General features: G+C 61.2%; 28 protein-coding genes. 7 read left to right on the top strand and 21 right to left on the bottom strand.

From position 1 onward, the window contains the following. Positions 1-6: 6 nt before the first annotated feature. From K7431_RS17420 to ppnP, 3 genes are all read left to right on the top strand, one after another. Positions 7-1,890: an acetyl-CoA carboxylase biotin carboxylase subunit gene (locus K7431_RS17420; protein ID WP_015885157.1), complete on the top strand. Its 1,884-nt coding sequence runs from the start codon at positions 7-9 to the stop codon at positions 1,888-1,890. 72 nt (positions 1,891-1,962) lie between these two features. Then, positions 1,963-2,505 (top strand): exonuclease domain-containing protein, encoded by a 543-nt coding sequence (locus K7431_RS17415; RefSeq protein ID WP_015885158.1) that lies wholly within the window; start codon positions 1,963-1,965, stop codon positions 2,503-2,505. 63 nt (positions 2,506-2,568) lie between these two features. Then, positions 2,569-2,853: a pyrimidine/purine nucleoside phosphorylase gene (ppnP, locus tag K7431_RS17410; RefSeq protein WP_015885159.1), complete on the top strand. Its 285-nt coding sequence runs from the start codon at positions 2,569-2,571 to the stop codon at positions 2,851-2,853. Positions 2,854-2,919: 66 nt separating this feature from the next. On the opposite strand, the gene K7431_RS17405 is transcribed toward ppnP, so the two are convergent. Both K7431_RS17405 and K7431_RS17400 read right to left on the bottom strand, forming a co-directional pair. Then, positions 2,920-3,726, bottom strand: coding sequence for an MOSC domain-containing protein (locus K7431_RS17405; RefSeq protein ID WP_015885160.1), 807 nt, complete (start codon positions 3,724-3,726; stop codon positions 2,920-2,922). A gap of 51 nt (positions 3,727-3,777) precedes the next feature. Further along, positions 3,778-4,713, bottom strand: coding sequence for a chemotaxis protein CheV (locus tag K7431_RS17400; RefSeq protein WP_015885161.1), 936 nt, complete (start codon positions 4,711-4,713; stop codon positions 3,778-3,780). Between the two features lie 543 nt (positions 4,714-5,256). Between K7431_RS17400 and K7431_RS17395 the strand changes: the two genes are divergently transcribed. From K7431_RS17395 to K7431_RS17385, 3 genes are all read left to right on the top strand, one after another. Then, on the top strand, positions 5,257-5,703 hold the full coding sequence (locus tag K7431_RS17395; protein WP_043206314.1) for a hypothetical protein: 447 nt from the start codon (positions 5,257-5,259) through the stop codon (positions 5,701-5,703). Between the two features lie 368 nt (positions 5,704-6,071). After that, a complete protein-coding gene (locus K7431_RS17390) occupies positions 6,072-6,965 on the top strand; it encodes a sensor histidine kinase (RefSeq protein WP_043205703.1) in 894 nt (297 codons plus the stop codon). Beyond that, positions 6,962-7,621, top strand: coding sequence for a response regulator transcription factor (locus tag K7431_RS17385; RefSeq protein ID WP_015885164.1), 660 nt, complete (start codon positions 6,962-6,964; stop codon positions 7,619-7,621). The genes K7431_RS17390 and K7431_RS17385 overlap by 4 nt, the downstream gene beginning before the upstream one ends. On the opposite strand, the gene yegS is transcribed toward K7431_RS17385, so the two are convergent. The 15 genes from yegS to flhA all read right to left on the bottom strand — a co-directional run bounded on the left by yegS (position 7,580) and on the right by flhA (position 23,226). Then, the gene (yegS, locus tag K7431_RS17380; RefSeq protein ID WP_015885165.1) at positions 7,580-8,500 is read right to left on the bottom strand and encodes a lipid kinase YegS; all 921 of its coding nucleotides are present in this window, start codon (positions 8,498-8,500) and stop codon (positions 7,580-7,582) included. The genes K7431_RS17385 and yegS overlap by 42 nt on opposite strands. Before the next feature lie 411 nt (positions 8,501-8,911). Then, positions 8,912-9,304: a DUF2802 domain-containing protein gene (locus tag K7431_RS17375; protein WP_015885166.1), complete on the bottom strand. Its 393-nt coding sequence runs from the start codon at positions 9,302-9,304 to the stop codon at positions 8,912-8,914. Beyond that, a complete protein-coding gene (locus tag K7431_RS17370) occupies positions 9,305-9,787 on the bottom strand; it encodes a chemotaxis protein CheW (protein WP_005790025.1) in 483 nt (160 codons plus the stop codon). A 79-nt stretch (positions 9,788-9,866) separates the two neighbouring features. After that, on the bottom strand, positions 9,867-10,679 hold the full coding sequence (locus K7431_RS17365; RefSeq protein ID WP_015885167.1) for a CheW domain-containing protein: 813 nt from the start codon (positions 10,677-10,679) through the stop codon (positions 9,867-9,869). Then, complete coding sequence (locus K7431_RS17360) at positions 10,679-11,467, bottom strand: ParA family protein (protein ID WP_015885168.1); 789 nt, start codon at positions 11,465-11,467, stop codon at positions 10,679-10,681. The genes K7431_RS17365 and K7431_RS17360 overlap by 1 nt, the downstream gene beginning before the upstream one ends. A 50-nt stretch (positions 11,468-11,517) precedes the next feature. Continuing rightward, entirely contained in the window at positions 11,518-12,405 is an 888-nt protein-coding gene (gene motD / locus K7431_RS17355; protein ID WP_043205705.1) for a flagellar motor protein MotD, read from the bottom strand. 196 nt (positions 12,406-12,601) lie between these two features. Then, positions 12,602-13,342 carry a flagellar motor protein gene (locus K7431_RS17350; protein ID WP_010166125.1) on the bottom strand — a complete coding sequence of 247 codons (741 nt, stop codon included), beginning with the start codon at positions 13,340-13,342 and terminating at the stop codon, positions 12,602-12,604. Then, positions 13,342-14,481 carry a protein-glutamate methylesterase/protein-glutamine glutaminase gene (locus tag K7431_RS17345; protein WP_015885170.1) on the bottom strand — a complete coding sequence of 380 codons (1,140 nt, stop codon included), beginning with the start codon at positions 14,479-14,481 and terminating at the stop codon, positions 13,342-13,344. The genes K7431_RS17350 and K7431_RS17345 overlap by 1 nt, the downstream gene beginning before the upstream one ends. A gap of 48 nt (positions 14,482-14,529) precedes the next feature. Then, positions 14,530-16,746, bottom strand: coding sequence for a chemotaxis protein CheA (locus K7431_RS17340; protein ID WP_015885171.1), 2,217 nt, complete (start codon positions 16,744-16,746; stop codon positions 14,530-14,532). Positions 16,747-16,757: 11 nt separating this feature from the next. Continuing rightward, positions 16,758-17,546, bottom strand: a complete 789-nt coding sequence (locus tag K7431_RS17335; protein ID WP_015885172.1) for a protein phosphatase CheZ — start codon at positions 17,544-17,546, stop codon at positions 16,758-16,760. A gap of 18 nt (positions 17,547-17,564) precedes the next feature. Next, complete coding sequence (locus K7431_RS17330) at positions 17,565-17,939, bottom strand: chemotaxis response regulator CheY (protein ID WP_015885173.1); 375 nt, start codon at positions 17,937-17,939, stop codon at positions 17,565-17,567. Between the two features lie 167 nt (positions 17,940-18,106). Further along, the gene (gene fliA, locus K7431_RS17325; protein WP_015885174.1) at positions 18,107-18,847 is read right to left on the bottom strand and encodes an RNA polymerase sigma factor FliA; all 741 of its coding nucleotides are present in this window, start codon (positions 18,845-18,847) and stop codon (positions 18,107-18,109) included. Next, positions 18,844-19,677, bottom strand: coding sequence for a flagellar synthesis regulator FleN (gene fleN, locus K7431_RS17320; RefSeq protein WP_003192912.1), 834 nt, complete (start codon positions 19,675-19,677; stop codon positions 18,844-18,846). The genes fliA and fleN overlap by 4 nt, the downstream gene beginning before the upstream one ends. Before the next feature lie 105 nt (positions 19,678-19,782). Further along, positions 19,783-21,099: a flagellar biosynthesis protein FlhF gene (gene flhF / locus K7431_RS17315; protein ID WP_015885175.1), complete on the bottom strand. Its 1,317-nt coding sequence runs from the start codon at positions 21,097-21,099 to the stop codon at positions 19,783-19,785. Positions 21,100-21,111: 12 nt separating this feature from the next. After that, complete coding sequence (flhA, locus tag K7431_RS17310; RefSeq protein ID WP_255610971.1) at positions 21,112-23,226, bottom strand: flagellar biosynthesis protein FlhA; 2,115 nt, start codon at positions 23,224-23,226, stop codon at positions 21,112-21,114. A gap of 583 nt (positions 23,227-23,809) precedes the next feature. Between flhA and K7431_RS17305 the strand changes: the two genes are divergently transcribed. Next, positions 23,810-24,052 carry a DUF6124 family protein gene (locus tag K7431_RS17305; protein ID WP_015885177.1) on the top strand — a complete coding sequence of 81 codons (243 nt, stop codon included), beginning with the start codon at positions 23,810-23,812 and terminating at the stop codon, positions 24,050-24,052. 44 nt (positions 24,053-24,096) lie between these two features. On the opposite strand, the gene K7431_RS17300 is transcribed toward K7431_RS17305, so the two are convergent. The 4 genes from K7431_RS17300 to fliR form a co-directional block, all read right to left on the bottom strand. Next, a complete protein-coding gene (locus tag K7431_RS17300; RefSeq protein WP_043205708.1) occupies positions 24,097-24,297 on the bottom strand; it encodes a cold-shock protein in 201 nt (66 codons plus the stop codon). Between the two features lie 18 nt (positions 24,298-24,315). Continuing rightward, on the bottom strand, positions 24,316-24,522 hold the full coding sequence (locus K7431_RS17295) for a cold-shock protein (protein WP_224265914.1): 207 nt from the start codon (positions 24,520-24,522) through the stop codon (positions 24,316-24,318). A 138-nt stretch (positions 24,523-24,660) separates the two neighbouring features. After that, complete coding sequence (flhB, locus tag K7431_RS17290) at positions 24,661-25,797, bottom strand: flagellar biosynthesis protein FlhB (protein ID WP_015885178.1); 1,137 nt, start codon at positions 25,795-25,797, stop codon at positions 24,661-24,663. Between the two features lie 3 nt (positions 25,798-25,800). After that, complete coding sequence (fliR, locus tag K7431_RS17285) at positions 25,801-26,586, bottom strand: flagellar biosynthetic protein FliR (RefSeq protein WP_043205710.1); 786 nt, start codon at positions 26,584-26,586, stop codon at positions 25,801-25,803. Position 26,587: the final 1 nt, after the last annotated feature.

Here is a 26,587-nt window from a genome sequence, read left to right as displayed (position 1 = left end):
GCAACAATGCCGCAGCTAACGAAAATCCTGATCGCTAACCGCGGCGAAATCGCCTGCCGCATCCAACACACCGCCCAAGCCCTGGGCTACCGCACCGTCGCCGTCTACAGCGAAGCCGACGCCAAGGCCCTGCACGTCCAGATGGCCGACGAAGCCGTCTACATCGGCCCCGCCCCCGTCCAACAGTCCTACCTCAACATCGAAGCCATCCTCAACGCCGCCACACTCACCGGCGCCGACGCCATCCACCCCGGCTACGGCTTCCTCTCTGAAAACCCCGACTTCGCCCGCGCCTGCCAACACGCCAACCTCACCTTCATCGGTCCCAGCGTCGCCGCCATCGAACTGATGGGCAGCAAACGCCTGTCCAAACTCGCCATGCTCGACGCCGGCGTGCCCTGCATCGCCGGCTACCAAGGCAGCGCCCAGGACGACGTCACCCTGCAACAAGAAGCCGAGCGCATCGGCTACCCACTGATGATCAAAGCCAGCGCCGGCGGTGGCGGTCGCGGCATGCGCCTGGTGCACCACGCAAAAGACCTGTTGAACAACCTGCAGACCGCCCGTTCGGAAGCCAAGAACGCCTTCGGCAGCGACGAACTGATCCTCGAACACGCCCTGATCGACCCCCGTCACGTCGAAATCCAGCTGTTCGGCGACAGCCACGGCCACTTGATCTACCTCGGCGAACGCGACTGTTCCATCCAGCGCCGCCATCAGAAAGTCATCGAAGAAGCCCCCTGCCCCATCATGACACCCGAGCTGCGCCTGGCCATGGGCGAAGCCGCCCTGAAGGCCGGGCGCGCGGTGAACTACGTCGGCGCCGGCACCGTGGAGTTCCTGCTCGACCGCCACGGCCAGTTCTACTTCCTGGAAATGAACACCCGCCTGCAAGTGGAGCACCCGGTGACCGAGCTGATCACCGGCCTCGACCTGGTGGACTGGCAACTGCAGATCGCCGCCGGCCAACCGCTGCCGCTGACACAAGCGGAGGTCACCCTGAGCGGCCACGCCATGGAAGTGCGCCTGTACGCCGAAGACCCGGCCCAGGGCTTCCTGCCGCAAACCGGCGATGTGCTGCGCTGGGAACCGGCGGCGGGCGTACGCATTGACCACGGTGTCGTAGAAGGCCAACGCATCAGCCCGTTCTATGACCCGATGCTGGGCAAGATCATCGCCCATGGCGCCACCCGCGAAGAGGCGCGGCGCAAGTTGTTGCGGGCGGTGGAAGACACGTTGCTGTTGGGGGTGGCGACCAATCAACGGTTATTGGCCGATCTGCTCAAGCACCCGGAGTTTATCGCGGGTGATTTCAGCACCGGGTTTATCGCGCAACACTTCAGCGAGATCCCGCCCCAGCCCCTATCAAAAGAACACCTTAGCCTGGCCGCCGCGTTGTTTTACGCACACAGCGCGCACCCGCATCCCCCAGCACTGGCAGGCTGGCGCAACACCGCCAGCACACTCTGCACCTACCGCCTGGAGGTCAACGGCGACATCCACGACGTCAGCGCTGAGCCCCTGCCACTCACTACCGAAGGTGGCTACGCCATAGGGGTGTTCAACGGCATTCGCCGTCGCATGGCCTATCACCTCGACGGCAACCGACTGTGGCTACCCGGCCTGACGGTGATCGACCGCACCCAGCAGGTCGCCAGCCGCCAGGCCGACGCCAGCAGCGGGACGGTCAAGGCGCCGATGGACGGTGCAATTGTCGATGTGCGGGTCAGCGCCGGTGACAGCGTCACCAAAGGCCAACTGCTGTTGGTACTCGAAGCGATGAAAATGGAGCACCCACTGACGGCCGGTATCGACGGCGTGATCAAGGGTGTGCAGGTCATTGCGGGTGATCAAGTGCGCAATCGTCAGGTGTTACTCGAGATCGTCTAGCCCTAGGCGGAACTACAGGGCCGGGCTACGCTCTACCCCCAACAGAAAGGGAAGAGTACGGGAACCTGCGCGATGCCTCATTGGCTGATTATTGACCTTGAAGCCACAACGGATGAAGGCGGCTGGCCCGTGACGGAGATGGAAGTCATCGAGATCGGCGCGAGCCTGGTCAACCGCCAGGGCCGCGAACTGGACCACTTCCAGCGCTTTGTGCGGCCGCTGCGGCGGCCATTGCTGACGCCCTTCTGCCGCCAGCTGACCCACATCACCCAGGCGAACATGGACGGCGCGGCGCCGATCACCGAGGTGTGGCCGCTGTTCGAGCGTTGGCTGGGCCAGCACCACGCACGCCTGGAGGGCTGGGCCAGTTGGGGTGACTACGACCGCGCGCAGCTTGAACTGGAGTGGCAACGCCATGGCCTGGCCAGCGCACTCGCCCACACGCCCCATGTGAACCTCAAGCAGCGTTTCGCCAAGGCCCGGCGCCTGGACAAGCCCCTGGGCCTCAATGGCGCCCTGCAACTGGCGGGGATGCAGTTCCATGGCCAGCAACATCGCGCGCTGGAGGACGCCCGCAACACCGCGCGCCTGTTGCCGCTGATTTTGCCGGTCTAGGCAGTTCCCCTGCCCTTGGGCATACTGGCCGACCTTTCCAGACCCTTTTCCGAGGAATCGCCCATGTTTAAAGTCAACGAGTACTTCGACGGCACCGTCAAGTCGATCGCTTTCGGCACCGCAGAAGGTCCGGCGACCATCGGCGTAATGGCCCCCGGCGAATACGAATTCGGCACCGCCCAGCGTGAAATCATGCACGTGGTGTCCGGCGCCCTGACCGTCAAGCTGCCTGACGCCAGCACGTGGGAAACCTTCGCCGCCGGCAGCCAGTTCAACGTGCCGGCCAACAGCAAGTTCCAGCTGAAGGTCGCCGTGGACACCGCCTACCTGTGCGAATACCGCGGCTGAGGGTGACCAGCAGGAAAAAAAATGCCCGTCTCGCAGGAGACGGGCATTTTTTATGGCCACGGCACATTACTCGAGAATCGTCACCGGCATCCCGACTTCCAGGCGACCCACGCCGTCGTTGACCAGGTTCTGGCCGAAAATCGCGCCATCCTCGGTCTTGCGATAGGTTTCCAGCGTGGCGAAGGGTTCGCGGTCGGCGCTGCGTTCGCCGGTCTGCGGGTCGATGGTGGTAAGGATGCAGCGCGAGCACGGCTTGACCGCACGGAACTCCACATCGCCGATGCGCAGGCGTTTCCAGCCGTCTTCAGCGAAGGCTTCGCTGCCTTCGATCACGAGGTTGGGACGAAAACGCAGCATGTCCATGGGGCGGCCGATGCGTTGCGAGAGGTCGTCCAGCGAGGCCTGGCCGATCACCAACAACGGATAACCGTCGGCGAAGGCGACCTGGTCATCGTCCTTGCCATAACCGGCCTGGGTGGTGCGGGCACGTTCGAGAGGGATTTGCACCAGCCGTGTCGGCTTGCCGATGAAGTCGCTGACCCACGCGGCAGCCGCGTCGCCCGCATCCGGCACGCGCAAGGTGTCACGCCAGATGGTCACGCCACGCAGTTCTGCCTCGTTGTCGGGCAGGGTCACGTCCAGCGGCGTGTAGCCAGGCGAACTCAGGGTGAGCCCGCCGCTGCTGTTCCACAGCGCCGACAGCTGGCTCATCTTGGCCACGGCCCGTTGCGTGAGAAAACGCCCGCTGGCTTCGTCCACCAGCATCCAGCGTCGATCGCCGTCCACCCCGAGTTTATCCAGGCCGACCTGTTGCAGTATTTCGGCCTTGCCGGACTTCAAGGGGTAACGGTACAACGCGCTGAGACGAAGCATGGGCCTGCATTCCTGAAGGAGTAAAGCCGACACTATAACCGCTCACTACAATCAGGCGGGCACTTCGTCGAGCATCAGACGTTGACGCACTACATCCACCAGCTTGTCGGGCTGGAATTTGGACAGGAAGTTGTCGCAGCCGACCTTCTTCACCATCGAGTCGTTGAAACTGCCCGACAGCGAGGTGTGCAGCACCACGTAAAGTTTGCGCAGGCGTGGGTCGTTGCGGATCTCGGTGGTGAGGCGGTAACCGTCCATCTCGGGCATTTCGGCGTCGGTGAAGATCATCAACAGTTTGTCGGTCATCACATGGCCGGCGTCGGCCCAAGCCTTGAGCATATTCAACGCTTTGAGACCGTCGCTGGCGATATGCATCTTCACGCCCAGCTGGCCAAGCGTGTCGCGCAGTTGCGAGAGGGCCACGTTGGAGTCATCCACCAGCAGCACTTCACGGCCACGGGCGCGTTCCAGGACCGGGTCCTCGAGTTTTTCACGCGAGACCTTGGCGTTGTAGGGCACGATTTCGGCCAGGACTTTTTCCACGTCGATGATTTCCACCAACTGGTCGTCGACCTTGCTGATGGCGGTGAGGTAATGCTGGCGTCCGGCACTGGTCGGCGGCGGCAGGATGGCTTCCCAGTTCATGTTGACGATGCGGTCCACGCCGCCCACCAGGAACGCCTGCACCGAGCGGTTATACTCGGTGACGATAATGGTGCTGTTGGGACCCGGCACCAACGGGCGCATGCCGATGGCCTGGGACAGGTCGATCACCGGCAGGGTCTGCCCACGCAGGTTGACCACGCCGCACACGAACGGATGGCGTTGCGGCATCAACGTCAGCTTGGGCAGCTGCAGGACTTCCTGCACCTTGAACACGTTGATCGCGAACAACTGACGCCCGGCCAGGCGGAACATGAGGATCTCCAGGCGATTCTCACCCACCAGTTGCGTGCGTTGATCTACCGTGTCGAGAATGCCGGCCATTAAAAGCTCCTGATGCGCTAAGGGATTGTGCAGTTCACATACAGTGGGTTATCGGCGGCGAACGCCAGACCTTGACCCCGGTAAAATGCCACGTAAATTCATTGATGTCACACTGACATCATGGTTTACTGCACTGGCCTCTCCAGACAGGGGTGTAGCGACGTTGCGCGACATTCATTTCGACGCAAGGTTCCGCCGCGTAAGGGATTCCCCTATGCACAATCAGGCCCAACCTGATATTCGCAATATCTAATAGCCATTAATGTGACGCCATTCTCAATGCATGAATGGAGTCAGGCTTTTGTTTGCCATCCCAAGCCCTCGGCCCACGGGTCTTTCGGACATTCAGATGTCGGCAATTGAAGGCGTGCAATGGACTCCGCTCATGCTCGCCGCGCACAGCCGTCGCCGTCATTCTAATAAACGTCCTACTGAAATCTCAGAAGCGACCTACAGATTTCAGTCATATTTCAGCGCTAGTTTGAAGCCATTCACCCGGAGCGACATCTCATCACCCGACCTTCTGTTGTGGAGACTTGCATGATGAACGACGGTAACGAGTGGCAACTTGCATTGCCCGAATTCCTGCACGAGGCTGAAAAGCTGCTGGCCAAATCGGAAGAGTGCCTGAGCCACCTGCACATGATCCGCAACGACAGCGACGCCATCGACTGCATGAAGGTCAGCCTGATCAAGCTCGCCGAAAAGGCCGACTGCCTGGCCCTTCGGGCGATCAGCGAATTCTCGCGGCATATCCAGTACCTGATCGCCAATGCCGAAAACCCTTTGCATCTGCATGATCAAGCCCTGGACGCGCTGGAACAATGCCTGACATTGCTGGCCTGGCAGTTGGAGTTGATTGATGCAAAGACCGGCAAACTGGGATTGGATGAAGCAGAGCAAACGACGTTGATTGCCACTGTAACGCTGCATATTCCGCAAAAAGATTTCGGTTCTAAACCGCAACAACGGATACATCACGCGTCTTGATCGAATATCAGGTCGTATTTAAGCCTGAAGTTATCTGAAAACGACATACCTATTAATACATAGGGTTGAATCGCGCAGGCAAAGATATCAATTAGCCACTAACGGTCATAACGATACAATCAAACGCAAATAATATAACTCCCCCACGCCATAAACTCTGGGAATACCGCCCGGAGCATTTGTGCGGTTAAAAACCCCGCCAGGCACGGCACCAGGCGACCAACGGTAATAGTGGTGGTACTATGCCCCACTCGAAGTGACTCAACTTCATCATGCATAAATACGATTCGATAACGCATTCTAAACAGAGCCCTGTCAGCCGCCGTGACCGGACTTCCCGCAGCGAACCCTCATTGGCTCCATCCGCTATGTACGCCAGTCTCAAGACACTCTTCGCATGGTCCGCGTCCCGCAGTAATGCACGCCGTTTGATCCTCGCCCTGTGCCTTGGCTCGCTGCTGTTGAGCCTGTGGGCCTATACCCGCTCCGCGCCGCTTCCATTGCTGGTGATTGTGCTCAACCTGGCCACCCTGGTGGTGGTTGGCCTGCAACAGTGGCGGTCACGCAAGTCGATCAAGTTCCAGCCCCAGGAACTGGCCGACCGCCTGCTGCAAGTGCAGGAGAACGAACGCCACCGCCTCAGCCGCGAATTGCACGACGATATCGGCCAACTGCTCACCGCCGCCAAGCTGCAAAGCGAATGGCTCAAGCGCCGCCTGCCCGACGACCTGCAAAGCCAGTGCACGGTGCTGTGCAACACCCTGAATGAAACCCTGGCCAAGGTGCGCGACGTCTCCGCCATCCTCAATCCTCGCCAGTTAGCCAGCCTGGGCCTGGAAGCCAGCCTGCGTGCGCACCTGCTCAAGACCCTGGAAAACACCCCGATCCACTGGAGCCTGGAATGCCAGCAACGGCTGACCGGCATCCCGGAAGAAACGGCCGTGGCCGCCTTTCGGATCACCCAGGAAGCGGTGACCAACATGCTGCGCCACGCCCAGGCGCGCAATCTGCTGGTTCGCCTGCAACGTCTGCCCGAGGGCCTCTCGCTATTTATCAGTGATGACGGCCAGGGCTTTTCGCCGGCCATCAACCCAGGCCTGGAAGGCCAACGGGGCATGGCCGGCATGTCCGAGCGGATTGATCAGCTTGGCGGTTCATTATCCGTCAGCAGCCAGCCAGGCAAAGGAACACGGATCGAAGCGCTTTTCCCCTGGGCGCCCCGCGCCCTCGAACGGGCCAGTTCCCCTAAGGTTCTCGAGTGACCTGCAAATTACTCCTGGTAGATGACCATGCACTGATCCGGGCCGGCGTCCGCGCGCTGGTCCAAGACATTCCCGGCTACACGGTGATCGGCGAAGCCAACGATGGCGCGCAGTTACTGGAGCAGTTCAGTGCCCTGCTGCCCGATATCGTGCTGCTGGACCTGTCGATGAAGCACACCGGCGGCCTGGATGCCTTGCAGCAACTCAAGCGCGCCTACCCCAAGAGCAAGGTGCTGATCCTGTCGATGCACACCGACCCGGAGCTGATCATGTGCGCGCTGGAGTCCGGGGCCCATGGTTATCTGCTCAAGGACACAACAGCCAACGAGCTGGAACACGCGCTGCTGGCGTTGCGCAACAACGAGCGCTACCTGAGCCCGGCGATTGCCCACACGGTGATCAACCAGGCGCTGGTGCGCAGCCAGGGGCCGATCACACCCGCCGGCCACAGCCACAACCTCACGGCGCGGCAGTTGGAGATCCTGCGCTTGATCGTGCGCGGCAAGTCCACCCGGGAGATCGCTCACGGCCTGGGCCTGAGCATCAAGACCGTCGAGGCGCACCGCTCGCAGATCATGAAGCGCCTGCAGATCTTCGACGTGGCCGGCTTGGTGCTATTCGCGGTGCGCGAGCAGATCATCAGCCTGGACGACTAACGGCGAACCGACCGGCAAGTGCACCCGCAAGGCCTTGGGCAAGGCCTCGAAGTGCAGGTCATCACCCTCCAGCGGCTCACCATCCAGGTTGATGTACAGGCCCTGTGCAACCTTGATATTCACCCACGGCAGCCGCGCCCGCACGAACATCGTGTCCAGGCCCCAGCCATTGTTCATGAGCTCACGCAACGTACCGACCACTTCCTGGGGCGCCGGCAGGATGCTGACATCCAGCAGGCCGTCGTCGGCCATCGCGCCTGGGCATAGCTCATGCCCACCGCCTGCCTGGCGACCGTTGCCGATCCCCAGGGCGAGCAGTTCGCCTTTCCAGTGGAAATCGGGACCATCCAGCTCGGCATAGGCAGCCTTCAACTCGCTGAAACGCGTCAAGCCGGTGAACAGGTAGGCCGCACCGCCGAGGACTTTTTTCAGGTCTTCGGAAGTGTTGGCGGTGACCTGGCTGCCGAAACCGCCGGTCGCCATGTTGAGGAAGATTTGCCCACCGACCTGGCCGAGGTCGATGGCTTTGGGCGGCACGTCCAGCAGCGCCAGCGCCTGGGCGGGCTCCAACGGCACGCCGGCGGCCTTGGCGAAATCGTTGGCGGTGCCCAGCGGCATCAGCACCAGGCTGGCGTCGGTCTTGGCCTGGGCCATGGCTTCGGCCACATCGCGCAAGGTGCCGTCGCCGCCACCGGCGATGATGTGGGTGTAGCCGTCAGCCAAGGCTTCGTTGACCAGGCGCTGGGCGTCGCCGCCTTCCCAGGTGACCCGCACCGCCAATTCCCCGCCCTGCTCGCGCCGGGCCTGCACGGCGGCGCGCACGTCCTCGTTGAGGGCTTGCTTGCCGTGAAGGATCAACAGTGCTTTGGGGGTGGTCATTGGGGGAATCTCCTGATTCAAAGGTGCTTGGAGGATGGGACCTTTGGGGAGGGGGTTTGGTTTACTGAGTGCCTATCCATTTTTTTGGTAATGGTGGGCCTGTCCCCCGGCACCTCGCCTAGGCTCGGGGGCTACCTGATGTATGGAGATCAAACGGTGGGAGGGGGCTTGCCCCCGATTGCAGTGTGTCAGCCAATACCTCTGCAATTGCCCGACGGCTATCGGGAGCAAGCTCCCTCCCACATTTAACCGAGATCGACAGTCAGAACCCGGCCGGCTCCAGGCCGCCGTGCTCTTGCTTTTGATCTAGGGCGCCCAGTCAAACGCGCTGGCCGAACGCAGGCTTTGGAGCGTGGGTAAACCGGCAGGACGCCGGGTTAGCCTTTACCGCAGCAATGGATATGTACCCAGTCAGCTCTTATGAAGCTTACTCATCAACTGCGCCTCAGCCTGGGTCAACCCACACGATTGAGTAAGCTCATCCACCGTAGCCCCCATCCCCACCAACTTCGCCGCCTGTGCAAACGAAAGACTGGAAGGATCCCGCTGCTCAATCTGCGCAAGTTTATCGGGCAACGGCGCAAGTATGGCGCGCAGTTCATGCACCTCATCCCCCACCTTCACCGCACTCTGCTGGTAATGATCAACCCGCTTGACCAACTCCAGAATGCGCCGGTCACGCACCGCATCACGCTCGGCCTGTTGCAGGCCCAACTCACGCTGCTGGCGCACATAACGCAGCAAGAATGCCAACGTCCCGGCCCACAACAGGGCCAGGACAATTACCACGGCCTCAAAGAACAATCAGATGCTCTCCAGTTCCGACCATTCTTCTTCGCTCATCATCTTGTCCAGCTCAACCAGAATCAGCAGTTCGTTGTTCTTGTTGCACACGCCCTGGATGAATTTGGCGGATTCTTCGTTACCGACGTTCGGCGCGGTTTCCACTTCCGATTGGCGCAGGTAAACCACTTCGGCCACGCTGTCGACCATGATACCGACCACTTGCTTGTCGGCTTCAATGATCACGATGCGCGTGTTGTCGCTGACTTCAACGGTATCCAGGCCGAAACGCTGACGCGTGTCGATGACCGTGACCACGTTGCCGCGCAGGTTGATGATGCCCAGCACGTAGCTTGGCGCACCCGGTACCGGAGCGATCTCGGTGTAGCGCAGCACTTCCTGCACGCGCATCACGTTAATGCCGTAGGTTTCGTTGTCCAGTTTGAAGGTAACCCATTGCAGGATCGGATCATCTAAACCTTGTGCGGACGCTGACTTATTCATACCCCTGACCCCTCAAATGCCGATGTATACGGCGTGTGTGCTTCGCTGACCGCACTCGCATGCGGACCTTATTGTTCAATCAACTGCGTTTGTTCTGTGGCATCGCCTTGACCGCGCCACTGGCAATCAACTCGGCCAGTTCGGCTACGTCGAGCAACGCGCACATGTGTTCGATCACGGTACCCGCCAGCCAAGGCCGTTGGCCCCGGTGGCTGCGCCATTTGATTTCGTTCGGGTCCAGGCGCAACGAGCGGCTGACTTGATGCACCGCCAGCCCCCACTCATAGCCTTGCACCGAAATCACATACTGCAAGCCCTGGCGAAAATCATCGCGGTAGCGGTCGGGCATGACCCAACGCGCGGTGTCCAGCACCTTAAGGTTGCCGGCCTGGCTGGGCAGGATGCCGAGGAACCACTCCGGTTGCCCGAACAGCGGCGTCAGCTCCTGGCCTTCCAGGGAATAGATCGAGCCCAGGCAGACCAGTGGCACCGCCAGGGTCAGCCCGGCGACGTCGAACAGCAGGCACTCGAACGGCTCGGCGGCCCACGCCGGGCGGCCATCACCGGTGACCGGTGGCGGTGTGATGCTCGGCGGCAGATGGACTTCGACCACCGGCTCGACCACCACGGGTGCAACCACCACAGGCGCAGCCACGACAGGCGCCACCACCGTGGGCGTGATCGGCACCACAATCTGCGCATCACGCGCTTGTTCTTCCAGCACCGCCAACTGGAATTCATCCAGTGCGGCTTCGGGTTCGACGGCGGGCTCCAGCACCAGGATCGGTTCGGGCAGTTCTTGCGCCGTGGCCTCCTGCAGCAAGGCATCCAGATAGGATTCCAGCGCCAGTTGCGGCCGGGTCTTGGTCTTGAGTTCGACGGGACGGTTCATCACGCCACCTGCGCCACAAGTTGCTGGGACAGCAGGTGCTTGAGCAACGCGCGGTACGCCAGCACGCCACGGCTCTTGCCGTCGAACTGCGACGGCGTCAGGCCGGCGCGGCTGGCGTCACGCAGGCGCGTGTCCACCGGTATGTAGCCATTCCAGATGGTGTCCGGGTAGGCATCGCGCAATACGCGCAACGTGCCGAGGGACGCCTGGGTGCGACGGTCGAACAGGGTCGGCACGATGCTGTAGGGCAACGCCTGCTTACGCGAGCGGTTGATCATCGCGAGGGTGCTGACCATACGCTCCAGGCCTTTGACCGCCAGGTGTTCGGTCTGCACCGGGATCACCAGTTGCTGGCTGGCCGCCAAGGCGTTGACCATCAGCACGCCCAGCAACGGCGGGCTGTCGATAATCGCGTAGTCGAAGTCCTGCCACAGTTGCGCCAGGGTCTTGGCGATCACCAGGCCCAGGCCACTCTGCCCCGGCGACTGGCGCTCAAGGGTTGCCAGCGCGGTGCTGGACGGCAGCAAGGAAATGCTTTCATTGCTGGTCGGCAGCAGCAGTTGCCCCGGCAAGTCGGCAGGCACGCTGCCTTTGTGCAGGAACAGGTCGTAGTTGCTGTGCTCCAGCGCATCCGGGTCGTAGCCGAAATAGCTGGTCATCGAGCCATGGGGATCCAGGTCCACCACGACCACACGCTTGCCCGCCTCCGCCAGCAAGCCGGCTAAAGCGATGGAGGTGGTGGTCTTGCCGACTCCACCTTTTTGATTGGCAACTGCCCAGACTCTCATTCGGTTGGTTCCTCCCGGCAGGCATTGGCGCGACCGAGACATTGCATAGGTTATTGAGCCGGCGACGGAGAATTGACGGCACTCTGACGAACCGGCGGCTTTGCAGGGGCCGGTGCAGTTTGTGTGCCAGCCCGCTTCAAGGCCGCATCCGGTGTTGCATTGGCGGTGCCCGTGCCGGTCAGGCTGCGGCGTACATCCAGGTTGCGGGACACCACCAGCACCACGCGACGGTTGCGCGCGCGGCCTTCCACCGTAGCGTTATTGGCCACCGGCTGGAACTCGCCGTACCCCACCGAGGCCAGCCGTCCGGGGTTCACGCCCTGCATCGCGAGCATGCGAACGATGCTGGCGGCACGCGCCGAAGACAGTTCCCAGTTGGTCGGGTACTGCGCCGTGTTGATCGGAAAGTTGTCGGTAAAGCCTTCAACGTGGATCGGGTTTTCAAACGGCCGCAGGATCGACGCCACTTTGTCGATGATGGTAAACGCCTGGTCGCTGGGCATCGCATCGGCGCTGGCGAACAGCAGGCTGGAATTGAGCTCGATCTCCACCCACAACTCATTGCCACGCACGGTCATCTGGTTGGAGCTGATAAGGTCGCCAAACGCGGCACTGATGTCGTCGGCGATGCTTTTCAGCGGATCGCTGGTGCCGCCCACGCCGGCGGCGGTTTCGTCACTGTCGTTGACCAGCGGCTTGGCCGGGGTCACGGTCTTGGGCCGTTCTTCACCGATAGGAATCGGCTTGAGGGCGCGGTCGGCGTCGTTGAACACGCCGATCAGCGCCTGGGAAATGACTTTGTACTTGCCTTCATTGACCGACGAGATGGAGTACATCACCACAAAAAACGCGAACAGCAAGGTGATGAAGTCCGCGTAGGACACCAGCCAGCGTTCGTGGTTGACGTGTTCTTCAGGCTCGCGACGGCGACGGCTCACAGGCAACTACCTCCCTGAACACAAGACTCACTGCCAACCGGTTCATTGTGGCGAGCGAGCTTGCTCGCGTTGGGGCGCGAAGCGGCCCTGATCCAGGCACCGCGTTTCTTCAGAAAGATTGCGGTGCCTGGTTTTAGGGCTGCTCCGCAGCCCAACGCGAGCAAGCTCGCTCGCCACAAGTAAATACTCATGGTCATCAATCCATGAAGCCCTGGAGCTTCAATTCGATCGAACGCGGGTTCTCGCCCTCGGCGATCGACAGGATGCCTTCGAGCAGCATTTCGCGATAACGCGACTGGCGCATGGCGATCGACTTGAGCTTGCTCGCCACCGGCAACAGCACCAAGTTGGCACTCGCCACGCCGTAGATGGTGGCGACAAACGCCACGGCAATCCCGCTGCCCAGTTGCGAAGGGTCGGCCAGGTTGCCCATCACGTGGATCAGGCCCATGACCGCACCAATGATACCGATGGTCGGCGCGTAGCCGCCCATGCTTTCAAAGACTTTGGCGGCATTGATGTCGCGGCTTTCCTGGGTATAGAAATCCACCTCCAGGATGCTGCGGATCGCTTCCGGCTCGGCACCGTCCACCAGCAATTGCAGGCCTTTGCGCGCGTAGCTGTCGGGCTCGGCATCGGCCACGCCTTCCAGGCCCAGCAGGCCTTCCTTGCGGGCGGTGAGGCTCCAGTTGACCACTCGGTCGATGCCGCCCGGCAAGTCGACACGCGGCGGGAAAATAATCCAGATCAGGATCTGCATGGCACGCTTGAACGAACTCATGGGCGACTGCAGCAATGCCGCGCCCACCGTGCCGCCAATCACGATCAACGCTGCCGGACCGTTGGCCAAGGCGCCGAGATGGCCGCCTTCGAGGTAGTTGCCGCCGATGATCGCGACAAACGCCATGATGATGCCGATCAGGCTCAATACATCCATCAGAGGCAAGCCTCCACCAGATGCTTGCCGATATCGTCCAGGCTGTAGACCGCGTCGGCCAGGTCCGCTTTGACGATGGCCATGGGCATGCCATAGATCACGCAGCTGGCTTCGTCCTGCGCCCAGATGGCGCTGCCGCCCTGCTTGAGCAGGCGCGCGCCTTCACGGCCGTCGGCGCCCATGCCGGTGAGCACCACCGCCAGAACTTTGTCGCCGTAGGACTTGGCTGCCGAACCGAAGGTGATATCCACGCACGGCTTGTAGTTCAGGCGCTCATCGCCCGGCAGGATTTTGATCGCGCCACGCCCGTCCACCATCATTTGCTTGCCACCTGGGGCCAGCAACGCCAGGCCAGGGCGCAGGATGTCACCATCCTCCGCTTCCTTGACGGTGATGCGGCACAGCTTGTCCAGGCGTTCGGCGAAGGCTTTGGTGAAGGCGGCGGGCATGTGCTGGATCAGCACAATCGGCGCCGGAAAGTTGGCCGGCAGTTGAGTCAACACGCGCTGCAGGGCGACCGGGCCGCCGGTGGATGTACCGATGGCGACCAGCTTGTAGGCCTTGCGCTTGGGCGCCGGGGAGTGAGCGCTGGAGGCCGATGCACGGGCAGGCGCCACGGCAGGCCGAGCAACCGGCGCAGGCGCAGGAGCAGGTCGACCAAACGAAGGCGCAGGCGCAGACGGGGCCGCGGCCGGTGCAGGCGTCGGCGTCGGCGTCGGCGCGCTGAACAGGCTGCGTCGGTTACTGCGCGAAATGCTGTGCACCTTCTCGCACAGCATCTGCTTGACCTTCTCGGGGTTGCGCGAGATGTCTTCGAAATTCTTCGGCAGGAAATCCACCGCGCCAGCGTCCAACGCGTCGAGGGTCACTCGGGCGCCTTCGTGGGTCAGCGAGGAGAACATCAACACCGGGGTCGGGCAGCGTTGCATGATATGGCGAACTGCCGTGATGCCATCCATCATCGGCATCTCGTAGTCCATGGTGATCACGTCCGGCTTCAACGCAATGGCTTGATCAATCGCTTCTTTGCCGTTGGTGGCCGTGCCGACCACCTGGATCGTTGGATCGGCGGAAAGAATTTCCGAGACGCGACGGCGGAAGAAACCCGAATCGTCCACCACCAGGACCTTGACTGCCATAAACACTCCGTTAGGCGGGGCGGGCATTACCGCCCTGCCCCACCAGAATCAAATACGCCGAGCGGCGTAACGCTTGAGCATGCTCGGAACATCGAGAATCAGCGCGATCCGACCGTCACCGGTGATGGTCGCACCCGACATGCCCGGGGTTCCCTGCAGCATTTTGCCCAAAGGCTTGATGACCACTTCTTCCTGGCCCACCAACTGATCGACGACAAAGCCGATCCGCTGGGTGCCCACGGAGAGGATCACCACATGGCCTTCGCGCTGCTCTTCATGGGCAGCCGATGCCACCAGCCAACGCTTGAGGTAAAACAGCGGCAACGCCTTGTCGCGCACGATCACCACTTCCTGGCCGTCCACCACGTTGGTGCGCGACAGGTCGAGGTGGAAGATTTCGTTGACGTTGACCAGCGGGAAGGCGAACGCCTGGTTGCCCAGCATCACCATCAAGGTCGGCATGATCGCCAGGGTCAACGGCACCTTGATGACGATCTTCGAGCCCTGGCCCTTGGTCGAGTAGATGTTGATCGAGCCGTTGAGCTGACTGATCTTGGTCTTCACCACGTCCATGCCGACGCCACGGCCGGACACGTCGGAGATCTCGGTCTTGGTCGAGAAGCCCGGGGCAAAGATCAGGTTGTAGCACTCGGTGTCGGTCAGGCGGTCGGCGGCGTCCTTGTCCATCACGCCACGCTTGACTGCGATGCTGCGCAAGATGTTCGGGTCCATGCCCTTGCCGTCATCGGTGATCGACAGCAGGATGTGGTCGCCTTCTTGCTCCGCCGCCAGGATCACCTTGCCGCCACGGGACTTGCCCGAAGCTTCACGTTCTTCCGGGGTTTCCACGCCGTGGTCGACGGCGTTGCGCACCAAGTGGACCAGCGGGTCGGCCAGGGCCTCGACAAGGTTTTTGTCGAGGTCGGTTTCTTCACCCACCAGTTCCAGGTTGATCTCTTTCTTGAGCTGGCGAGCCAGGTCACGAACCAGCCGTGGGAAGCGGCCGAAGACTTTCTTGATCGGCTGCATCCGCGTTTTCATCACGGCGGTCTGCAGGTCGGCGGTCACCACGTCGAGGTTCGACACGGCCTTCTGCATGGCTTCATCGCCGCTGCTCAGGCCCAGGCGGACCAGGCGGTTACGCACCAGCACCAGTTCGCCGACCATGTTCATGATGTCGTCCAGGCGCGCGGTATCAACCCGCACGGTGGTTTCGGCTTCACTGGCGGGCTTCTCGGCGACCGGTGCCGCTGCAGCACGTGCAGGCGCCGGAGCGGCGGCCGGTGCGGGCGCAGGCTTGGCGGCCGGTGCCGGGGCGGCGGCTTTGGCGGCAACCGGTGCAGCCGTGGCCACCGCAGCGGCCGGAGCAACTTCGCTGAACTTGCCCTTGCCGTGCAATTCGTCCAGCAGGGATTCGAATTCGTGATCGGAAATCAACCCATCGCCTGCCGGTGCAGCAGCGGCAGGCGCCGCAGTGCTGGCAGCCGCTGCAGGCGTGGCGGCGACGGCCGGCAAGGCATCGGCCGCGAAGGTGCCCTTGCCATGCAGTTGGTCGAGCAACGCTTCAAATTCGTCGTCGGTGATGTCAGTGCTGACGGGCGCGGCAGGTGCCGCGGCAGCAGCAGCCGGTGGCACGGCGTCGGCCGCGAACTGGCCTTTGCCGTGCAACTGGTCGAGCAGGGATTCGAACTCAGCGTCGGTAATGTCTTCGCTGGTCGGCGCCGCTGCCGGAGCAACGGCGGCCGGTGCTTCTGCCTCGGCCTTGACGGCACTGAGGGAGTTGAGCAGCTGTTCGAACTCGCTGTCGGTCACATCCGCTTCGGGCTCTGCCACAGGTTCCGGCGCCGCTTCAGCCACCGGCGCAGCCGACAGGTCGGCAGGCTCGGCATAGCGCGCCAGGGCGGCCAGCAGTTCCGGGGTGGCTGCGGTGATCGGGGCACGTTCGCGCACTTCGCTGAACATGCCGTTGACCGCATCGAGTGCTTCGAGAATCACGTCCATCAACTCCGAATCAACGTGACGCTCACCCTTGCGCAGGATGTCGAACACGTTCTCGGCGATGTGGCAGCACTCCACCAGCTCATGGAGCTGGAGGAAGCCGGCGCCCCCTTTTACAGTATGAAAACCGCGAAAAATTGCATTGAGCAGGTTCGCATCATCCGGGCGGCTTTCCAGCTCGACCAGTTGCTCGGACAGTTGCTCTAAAATTTCGCCGGCCTCTACAAGGAAATCCTGAAGGATCTCTTCATCGGCGCCGAAGCTCATGGGTGTGCTCCTTAGAAGCCTAAACTGGATAACAGGTCATCTACGTCATCCTGACCTGACATAACGTCTTCACGTTTATCGGCATGAATCTGCGGACCTTCACCCTTGGCGAGATGTTTTTGTGGATCTTTTTCCGAGAGGATCGCTTCGCGGTCATGTTCAATGCCGGCGAAACGATCAACCTGGCCTGCCATAAGCACCAATTTGAGCAAGTTGCTTTCCACTTCGGTGACCAATTGGGTCACACGCTTGATCACCTGACCGGTGAGGTCCTGGTAATCCTGGGCCAGCAGAATGTCGTTGAGGTTGCTGGAAACCGTGCGGTTTTCCTGCTCGCTGCGTGACAAGAACCCGTCGACCCGACGCGCCAACTCACGAAACTCTTCAGCCCCGACTTCGCGGCGCATGAAACGGCCCCAGTCGTGGCTCAAGGCCTGGGCCTCGGTGGCCATGCCGTTGACCAGGGGCGTGGCGTTTTCCACCAGGTCCATGGTGCGGTTGGCCGCCGCCTCAGTCAGCCTGACCACATAGGACAGGCGTTCGGTGGCATCGGTGATCTGCGAGATCTCTTCGGCCTGGGGCATATGCGGGTCAATCTGGAAATTGACGATCGCACTGTGCAGCTCGCGCGTGAGCTTGCCCACTTCCTGATACAGGCCGCGGTCACGGGTCTGATTGAGCTCATGGATTAACTGCACCGCATCGCCGAACTGGCCTTTTTCAAGGCTGTCGACCAACTGGTGAGCATGCTTTTTCAGGGTCGACTCAAAGTCTCCCTGTGACGTTTCTTTATGCTCCATAGCTCCCCCGCGATGGCATTAGCCGTGGATGCGTTCGAAGATTTTTTCGATCTTCTCTTTCAAGGCCAATGCAGTGAATGGCTTGACCACGTAACCGTTAACCCCGGCTTGGGCGGCTTCGATGATCTGTTCACGCTTGGCTTCGGCGGTCACCATCAGCACGGGAAGGCTGCGTAGTTTTTCGTCAGCGCGCACGTGGCGCAGCAAGTCGATACCGGTCATGCCCGGCATGTTCCAGTCCGTTACCAGAAAGTCGATGCTCCCGCTGTTGAGGATCGGAATCGCCGTAATGCCGTCATCCGCCTCGACCGTGTTAGTGAACCCAAGGTCACGCAACAGGTTTTTTATGATCCGCCGCATCGTTGAAAAGTCATCAACGATGAGGATTTTCATGTTCTTGTCCAATTCGACCTCCAAGCAGTCTTAAACGCGCCCAGCACCTGGACGCGCCATTTCAATCAACAGGCATTACACAAAAAGGACGCCTCGGGCACCACGGGTCGAAACCGCGAAGGCTTGCTGCCCTCGCGGTATCGTCTGCAGTGTCCCCACACTGCCTGTCAGCGCGCTCGCCACTCTCCCAAACGCCCCCGCAAGCGGGCTGCGCACTGGCTGTGCAACTGGCTGACCCGCGATTCGCTGACCCCCAGGACCTCACCGATTTCCTTGAGGTTCAGCTCTTCGTCGTAGTACAGCGCCAACACCAACCGCTCACGTTCCGGCAAATTGGCAATCGCGTCCGCCAGCGCACCCTGGAAGCGTTCATCCTCCAGGTCACGCGACGGCTCCATATGAGCACTCGCGCCATCCTCGTGCAGCCCTTCGTGCTCGCCGTCCTGCAAGAGGTCGTCGAAACTGAACAGGCGGCTGCCCAAGGTATCGTTCAAAATCCCGTAATAATCGTCGAGACTCAATTGGAGTTCGGCCGCAACTTCGTGATCTTTAGCGTCGCGACCGGTTTTTGCTTCAATTGCGCGAATTGCGTCACTGACCATGCGCGTATTGCGATGCACCGAACGTGGTGCCCAGTCACCTTTACGCACCTCGTCGAGCATCGCGCCACGGATACGGATCCCCGCATACGTCTCGAAGCTCGCCCCTTTGCTCGCGTCGTATTTGGTCGACACTTCGAGCAAACCGATCATGCCCGCCTGGATCAGGTCTTCGACCTGGACGCTGGCGGGCAGGCGTGCCAGCAAGTGATAGGCGATGCGCTTGACCAGTGGCGCATAGCGCTCGATCAACTCACCCTGGCTGTCACGGGCCGACTTTTTGTAAGCGTTATAGCCGTTCGCTGTCATAGCACGGGTCCTGCGCTCGTCTGATGCACCAATCGCTCGACGAAAAACTCCAGATGCCCCCGAGGGTTGGCGGGCAACGGCCAGGTATCGACCTTCTGGGCAATAGCCTTGAACGCCAATGCGCATTTGGAACGAGGGAACGCTTCGTAGACTGCACGCTGCTTTTGCACAGCCTTGCGCACACACTCGTCGTAGGGAACTGCGCCGACGTATTGTAAGGCGACATCGAGGAAGCGATCCGTGACCTTGGTCAACTTGGCGAACAGGTTGCGCCCTTCCTGCGGGCTCTGGGCCATGTTGGCCAGGACGCGGAAGCGGTTCATGCCGTAGTCACGGTTAAGCAGTTTGATCAGGGCGTAGGCGTCGGTGATCGAGGTGGGTTCGTCGCAGACCACCAGCAATACTTCCTGCGCGGCGCGCACGAAGCTGACCACGGACTCGCCGATCCCGGCCGCGGTGTCAATCACCAGCACGTCGAGGTTGTCGCCGATATCACTGAAGGCCTGGATCAGCCCGGCATGCTGTGCCGGGCTCAGGTGCACCATGCTCTGGGTGCCGGAGGCGGCAGGCACGATGCGGATGCCGCCTGGGCCCTGCAGCAGCACATCGCGCAGCTCACAGCGGCCCTCGATCACATCGGCAAGGGTGTGTTTGGGCGTCAGCCCCAGCAGAACGTCGACGTTCGCCAGCCCCAGGTCAGCATCCAGCAGCATGACGCGACGGCCAAGCTCTGCCAGGGCCAGGGACAAATTCACTGACACGTTAGTTTTCCCGACGCCACCTTTGCCGCCGGTCACCGCGATCACCTGTACGGGATGCATGCTGCCCATTTTATTTCTTTACCTTGTCTTGCTTAGACGCAGGCTACATGGCTTGGCCGCGTGAATCGCTTGCAGACCATCGATGTAGGTACATTTCACGGTGTTCATCCTGACTCAACCCACCCGTTTTGCCGGGCTGTGGTAAAGGTCGGCGAACATATCGGCCATCGCTTCCTCGCTAGGCTCTTCTTGCATTTGCACGCTGACTGCGCGGCTGACCAACTGATGACGGCGCGGCAGATGCAGATCATCCGGGATCCGCGGTCCGTCGGTCAGGTAGGCGACCGGCAATTCATGACTGATGGCCAGGCTCAGCACCTCGCCCAGGCTCGCAGTTTCGTCGAGCTTGGTGAGGATGCAACCGGCCAGGCCACAACGCTTGTAACTGTGGTACGCAGCGGTAAGAACTTGTTTCTGGCTGGTGGTTGCAAGCACCAGGTAATTTTTCGACTTGATGCCGCGACCGGCCAGGCTTTCCAGTTGCATGCGCAACGCCGGGTCGCTGGCTTGCAGGCCGGCGGTATCGATCAGCACCACACGCTTGCGCAGCAGCGGGTCGAGGGCGTTGGCCAGGGACTGGCCCGGGTCGACATGGGTCACCGATACATTGAGGATCCGGCCCAGGGTCTTGAGCTGTTCCTGGGCGCCAATGCGGTAGCTGTCCATGCTCACCAGCGCGATATTCTGCGCGCCGTACTTGAGCACATAGCGTGCGGCCAGCTTGGCCAGGGTGGTGGTCTTGCCCATGCCGGCAGGACCGACCATGGCAATCACACCGCCCTCTTCCAGGGGTTCGATTTCCGGGGTGGCAATCATGCGCGCCAAGTGGGCCAGCAACATGCGCCAGGCCTGGCGGGGTTCTTCGATTTCGGTGGTCAGCGCCAGCAGGTCGCGGGACAACGGGCCGGACAAGCCGATGCGTTGCAGGCGGCGCCACAGGTTGGCCTGTTGCGGCTTGCTGCCTTGCAATTGGGTCCAGGCCAGCGAGCCAAGCTGCACTTCGAGCAGTTCGCGCAAGCCGTTGAGTTCAAAGCGCATCGAGTCGAACACGCGCTGGTCAACAGCCGCAGCCGGGGCAGGCGCGGCCGGACGTGGCGGCTCTTTGAAGGTGGGCTCGACCAGCGGCTCGGCAGCGGTCAACGGCAAGCCGGCGAACAACTGGCGATTGGTGGTGGCATCGCTGTCGCCCCGCATGCTCAGCTCAGCCTGGGCCGAGACAATGCGCGAAGCGGTCTTGCGCAGCTCGTCTTCAAGCTCCATGTTCGGCACGCGTGGCGCCAGGGCCTGGGGGGTGTAATCCAGGGCAGCCGTCAGCTCGACACCGCCGGCAATACGACGGTTTCCGATAATCGCGGCGTCGGCGCCCAGCTCATCACGAACCAGTTTCATGGCCTGACGCATATCGGCGGCGAAAAAACGCTTAACTTGCATAACCCACTACCCTCAGCCGTTGGGCCCTACTGTCGCGACGATAGTCACTTGCTTGTTGTCAGGAATTTCCTGATAAGCCAAAACGTGCAAATTCGGTACTGCCAGGCGCCCAAACCGCGACAACATCGCCCGGACGGGGCCTGCCACCAGCAGGATCACCGGTTGGCCCTGCATTTCCTGGCGCTGTGCGGCGTCGATCAACGAACGCTGCAGCTTCTCAGCCATGCTTGGCTCCAGCAGAACGCCCTCTTCCTGGCCTTGTCCTGCCTTCTGAATACTATTGAGCAATATTTGTTCCAACCTTGGTTCCAAGGTGATCACAGGCAGCTCGGAGTCAAGCCCTACAATGCTTTGCACGATTGCACGCGACAATCCGACGCGCACCGCAGCCACCAAGGCGGCAGTATCTTGACTCTTGGCGGCGTTGTTGGCGATGGCCTCGGCGATGCTGCGAATGTCGCGTACCGGCACTTGTTCGGCCAGCAGCGCCTGCAGCACTTTGAGCAATTGCGACAACGACAGCACGCCCGGCACCAGCTCTTCGGCGAGTTTTGGTGAGGCTTTGCCGAGCAAACCCATCAATTGCTGGACTTCCTCGTGGCCGATCAGCTCATGGGAGTGCTTGTACAGAATCTGGTTAAGGTGAGTGGCAACCACGGTGCTGGCGTCCACCACGGTATAGCCGAGCGACTGGGCCTGGCTGCGCTGGCTGATTTCGATCCATACCGCTTCCAGGCCAAAAGCCGGATCTTTGGCGGTGATGCCATTGAGGCTGCCGAACACCTGCCCAGGGTTGATCGCCAGCTCGCGGTCCGGGTAGATCTCGGCTTCGGCCAGAATCACGCCCATCAGCGTCAAGCGGTAGGCACTGGGCGCCAGGTCGAGGTTGTCGCGGATATGCACAGTGGGCATCAAAAAGCCCAGGTCCTGGGACAGCTTCTTGCGCACACCCTTGATCCGCGCGAGCAATTGCCCGCCCTGGTTGCGGTCCACCAGCGGAATCAGGCGATAGCCGACTTCCAGGCCGATCATGTCGATCGGGGTCACGTCATCCCAGCCAAGCTCCTTGGTTTCCTGGGCGCGGGCCGGGGATGGCAGCAGCTCCTGCTGGCGCGCGACTTCCTGCAAGGCTTGAACCTTGACGGCGTTCTGCTTCTTCCAGAACAGGTACGCACCGCCACCGGCCAGCGCAGCCATGCTGAGGAACGACACGTGCGGCATGCCCGGCACGATGCCCATGATCGCCATAATGCCCGCCGCCACGGCCAGCGCCTTGGGCGAGGCGAACATCTGGCGGCTGATCTGCTTGCCCATGTCTTCGGAGCCCGAAGCACGGGTCACCATGATCGCCGCTGCTGTGGATAACAACAGTGATGGCAATTGCGCCACTAAACCGTCACCGATGGTCAGCAAGGCGTACACCTTGCCCGCATCGCCGAAAGTCATACCGTGTTGGAAGATGCCGACTGCCATGCCGCCGATGAGGTTGATGAACAGAATCAGCAGGCCCGCAATGGCGTCACCGCGCACGAATTTACTGGCACCGTCCATGGAGCCGTAGAACTCGGCTTCCTGGGCGACTTCCAAACGACGGGTTTTAGCTTGGTTCTGGTCGATCAGGCCGGCGTTGAGGTCGGCGTCGATGGCCATCTGTTTGCCGGGCATGGCGTCGAGGGTAAAGCGCGCGCTCACCTCGGAGATCCGCCCGGCGCCCTTGGTCACCACCACGAAGTTGATGATCATCAGGATCGCAAACACCACGATACCGACCACGTAGTTACCGCCGATCACCACCTCACCGAAGGCCTGGATCACCTTACCGGCGGCGGCGTGGCCGTCCTGGCCGTGGAGCATGACCACACGGGTCGACGCCACGTTCAGCGCCAGGCGCAACAGGGTCGCGACCAGCAAAATGGTGGGGAATACCGCGAAATCCAGCGGCCGCAAGGCGTAGACGCACACCAGCAGCACCACCACCGACAGGGCGATGTTGAAGGTGAAGAACACGTCCAACAGGAACGGCGGCATCGGCAACATCATCATTGCCAGCATGACCAGCAACAACAACGGCACACCCAGATTGCCCCGCGAGAGGTCAGTCAGGGTGGTACGGGCCGTGCCGAACATTTGAGAGCGATCCACCACCGGTATTCCTCGTTTCCTTGAAGCAAACTTTTGACGCCGGGAGGCGTCCTGCAGGCGGTATTGCAAGAAGCCTTCCAACTTTTGCCCCATGCCGCAGATCATGTCGCACCTGTGGCGAGGGAGCTTGCTCCCGCTGGGCTGCGTAGCAGCCCCAAAACCAGCCGATGCGATTTACCTGACCGATCGCATACATAGGATTTGGGGGCGCTACGCGCCCCAGCGGGAGCAAGCTCCCTCACCACAGGGGTTCGCGGGTAGAGATGAGGAAATTTCTGACAAGGTTTTGCGGTTGCCCCTAGGAAAGCCGCTCTCTAGTCTCCGTACACCGCTGCAAACGCAGTGGTCGGGCGTCGCGGCCCGGCTTACCAATGCGCAGAAGCGCCATTGTCCGCTTTCAGTTGACGCCTTTTTATCGTCTACTGTGCGGCCTTATGGTGGCTGTGCGCGGGATACCCTCGGGTATGCCGGGTCCATTGGTAACCGGTCCGCGAACCTGCGCACAGCTGCCACCCTCCATCGCATCGCGGCGATCAGTGGCGGCTCCACTTACCAATGGAGTTTCACAATGATCAAACCCACCCCAAATCCCCCCATCAGCCTGTTCACCGTCGCAGACCACCTGAAAACCGAAGACCTGCTGGTCAACCTCACCGAAACCCTCGCCTCGGCCGAGGCGCTGATGAGTGACTTTGCCTTTGAATTGGACGGGGCAAAACGCGAAGGTGCGCTGGGCGTTACGCAGTTGATTGGCCTCGCGAAGCTGCTGGCCGACAGAGTGCTGGAGAGTAGCGAACGCTTAACGGCCTGATGACCGATCGTTCCTGCACCACCCTGCGGGAACGATCATGAAGCTCATAGGATGCGGACGCTTTCAGCCTGAGCACCTTTGGGGCCCTGGGTAACCTCGAACTCCACTTTTTGATGTTCCTCAAGCGTCTTGAATCCGTCGCCCTTGATGGCCGAGAAGTGGACAAATACATCGCCCCCACCATCTTGAGTGATAAACCCAAACCCCTTCTCCGCGTTAAACCATTTCACTGTGCCTGTTGCCATTACCGTTCTCCTCACATCTCATTCAAGGACTCGCGGGATAACTTTGACGTCTCTCGCAAAAACGCCACGGGGTCGGTGGATCATGTGAAACTCCACTTGCTGGCCCACGGCAAGCCAAATCCATCGTGAACTGAAAAGATCCACTTGCACGTCGTCCTCACCTTCCAGGGCAATCCAACCTTTCCCGGTATTGCGGTCATAAGATTTGACCGTGCCTCTAAACACCTTCAAAACCCTCTCCCTGCATCTCGTTTACAGCCTGTGCGCAGTGCTGACTGTAATAGAACCGCGAGAAGCACACGCCGGCTACTGTCAAAGTTGACAGGTAGACAGGCATTCACGACGAGTGGTAGCCGACAGAAATCAGGAATCGCGGCGCAATTCCGGCGGGATTGGCAGGTCTTTGAGCGGATCCGGGCGTTTGCCCTTGCCCGAGCGGTACTGGCGAATCTGATAGACATAGGCCAATACCTGCGCCACGGCCAGGTACAACCCGGCAGGGATTTCCTGGTCGAGGTCGGTGGAGTAGAAGATCGACCGCGCCAGCTCCGGCGACTCCAGCAGGAGGATGTCGTGGGCCACCGCAATTTCACGGATTTTCAACGCGGTAAAATCGCTGCCCTTGGCCAGCAGCATCGGCGCGCCGCCCTTCTCCGGGTCGTACTTGAGGGCCACGGCGTAGTGGGTCGGGTTGGTGATGATCACGTCGGCGTCGGGCACCGAGGCCATCATCTTGCGCTGGGACATTTCCCGCTGCAGCTGGCGAATGCGCTGCTTGACCTCGGGGCGGCCTTCCTGGTCCTTGTGCTCGTCGCGCACTTCCTGCTTGGTCATCAGCAGCTTCTTGTGGCTTTCCCACAGCTGGATCGGCGCATCCACCGCCGCGATGATGATCAGCCCCGCCGCCATCCACAGCGCGCTCCAGCCCACCACCTGCACGCTGTGGATGATCGCCGACTCCAGCGGTTCATGGGCAATGCGCAGCAGGTCGTCGATGTCGGACGACAACACCATCAACGCCACAAACAGGATCAGGATGAACTTGGCCAAGGCCTTGAGCAGCTCCACCAAGGCCTTGGCGGAAAACATGCGCTTAAGCCCGGCACCGGGGTTCATGCGGCTGAATTTGGGCGCCATGCTGCCGGCAGCGAACAGCCAGCCACCCAAGGCGACCGGGCCAATCAGCGCGGCCAGCAGCAAGGTGATCAGGATCGGCTGCACCGCCAGGATCGCGATCTTGCCGGAGTGCAGCAGGTACTGGCCCATGGCGTCGGGGTTGAGCAGCACTTCACGAGGCAAGGCGAAGTTGTGCTTCATCAGCTCCATCAAGTCCAGCGCCAGGCCACCGCCGTAGATCAGCAAGGCGCCGGAGCCGGCCATCATGGTGGCAACGGTATTGAGCTCTTTGGAGCGCGCAATCTCGCCCTTTTCCCTGGAGTCCTTTTTGCGTTTCTCCGTGGGGTCTTCTGTTTTGTCCTGACCACTCTCGCTCTCGGCCATGGCTCAGCGCGCCCGTGCCAGGTCACGTAAGAACTGCAAGGCGTCGGTCGCCAGCGGTTGATACTGATTGAGAATGTCAGCCAGGCCGACCCAGAAAATCCCCATGCCCAATACCAGGGTCAACGGGAAACCGATCGAAAAGATGTTCAGTTGCGGCGCCGCACGGGTCATTACGCCAAACGCAATATTGACCACCAGCAACGCAGTAATGGCCGGCAGCACCAGCAACAGCGAGGCACCCAACACCCAGCCAAGCCGCCCCACCACTTCCCAGAAATGGTTGACCACCAGCCCCGAGCCCACCGGCAAGGTGGTGAAGCTTTCGGTCAGCACCTCGAACGCCACCAGGTGGCCGTTCATCGCCAGGAACAGCAAGGTCACCAGCATGGTCAGGAACTGCCCGATCACCGCCGCCGACACGCCGTTGGTGGGGTCGACCATGGACGCGAAGCCCATGCCCATCTGGATCGAGATGATTTGCCCGGCGATCACAAACGCCTGGAAAAACAGCTGCAGCGAGAAGCCCAGCAGCGTACCGATCAGGACCTGCTCGGCGATGAGCATCAGGGCACTGAGGTCCAGCGCATTGACCGGCGGCATCGGCGGCAGGCCAGGCACGAGCACCACCGTAATAGCCACGGCGAAATACAAGCGGATCCGCCGTGGCACGAGGGTCGTGCCGAACACCGGCATGGCCATCAACATGGCCGTTATCCGGAACAGCGGCAAAATGAAGGACGCCACCCAAGTGCTGATCTGGGTGTCGGTCAATGCCAGCAAGGATTGCATC

This window comes from Pseudomonas fluorescens group sp. (genome assembly GCF_020093335.1).
Lineage (GTDB): Bacteria > Pseudomonadota > Gammaproteobacteria > Pseudomonadales > Pseudomonadaceae > Aquipseudomonas > Aquipseudomonas petroselini.
Note: the sequence above shows the minus strand (reverse complement) of the source record. Positions and strands in the feature narration are given on the sequence as shown.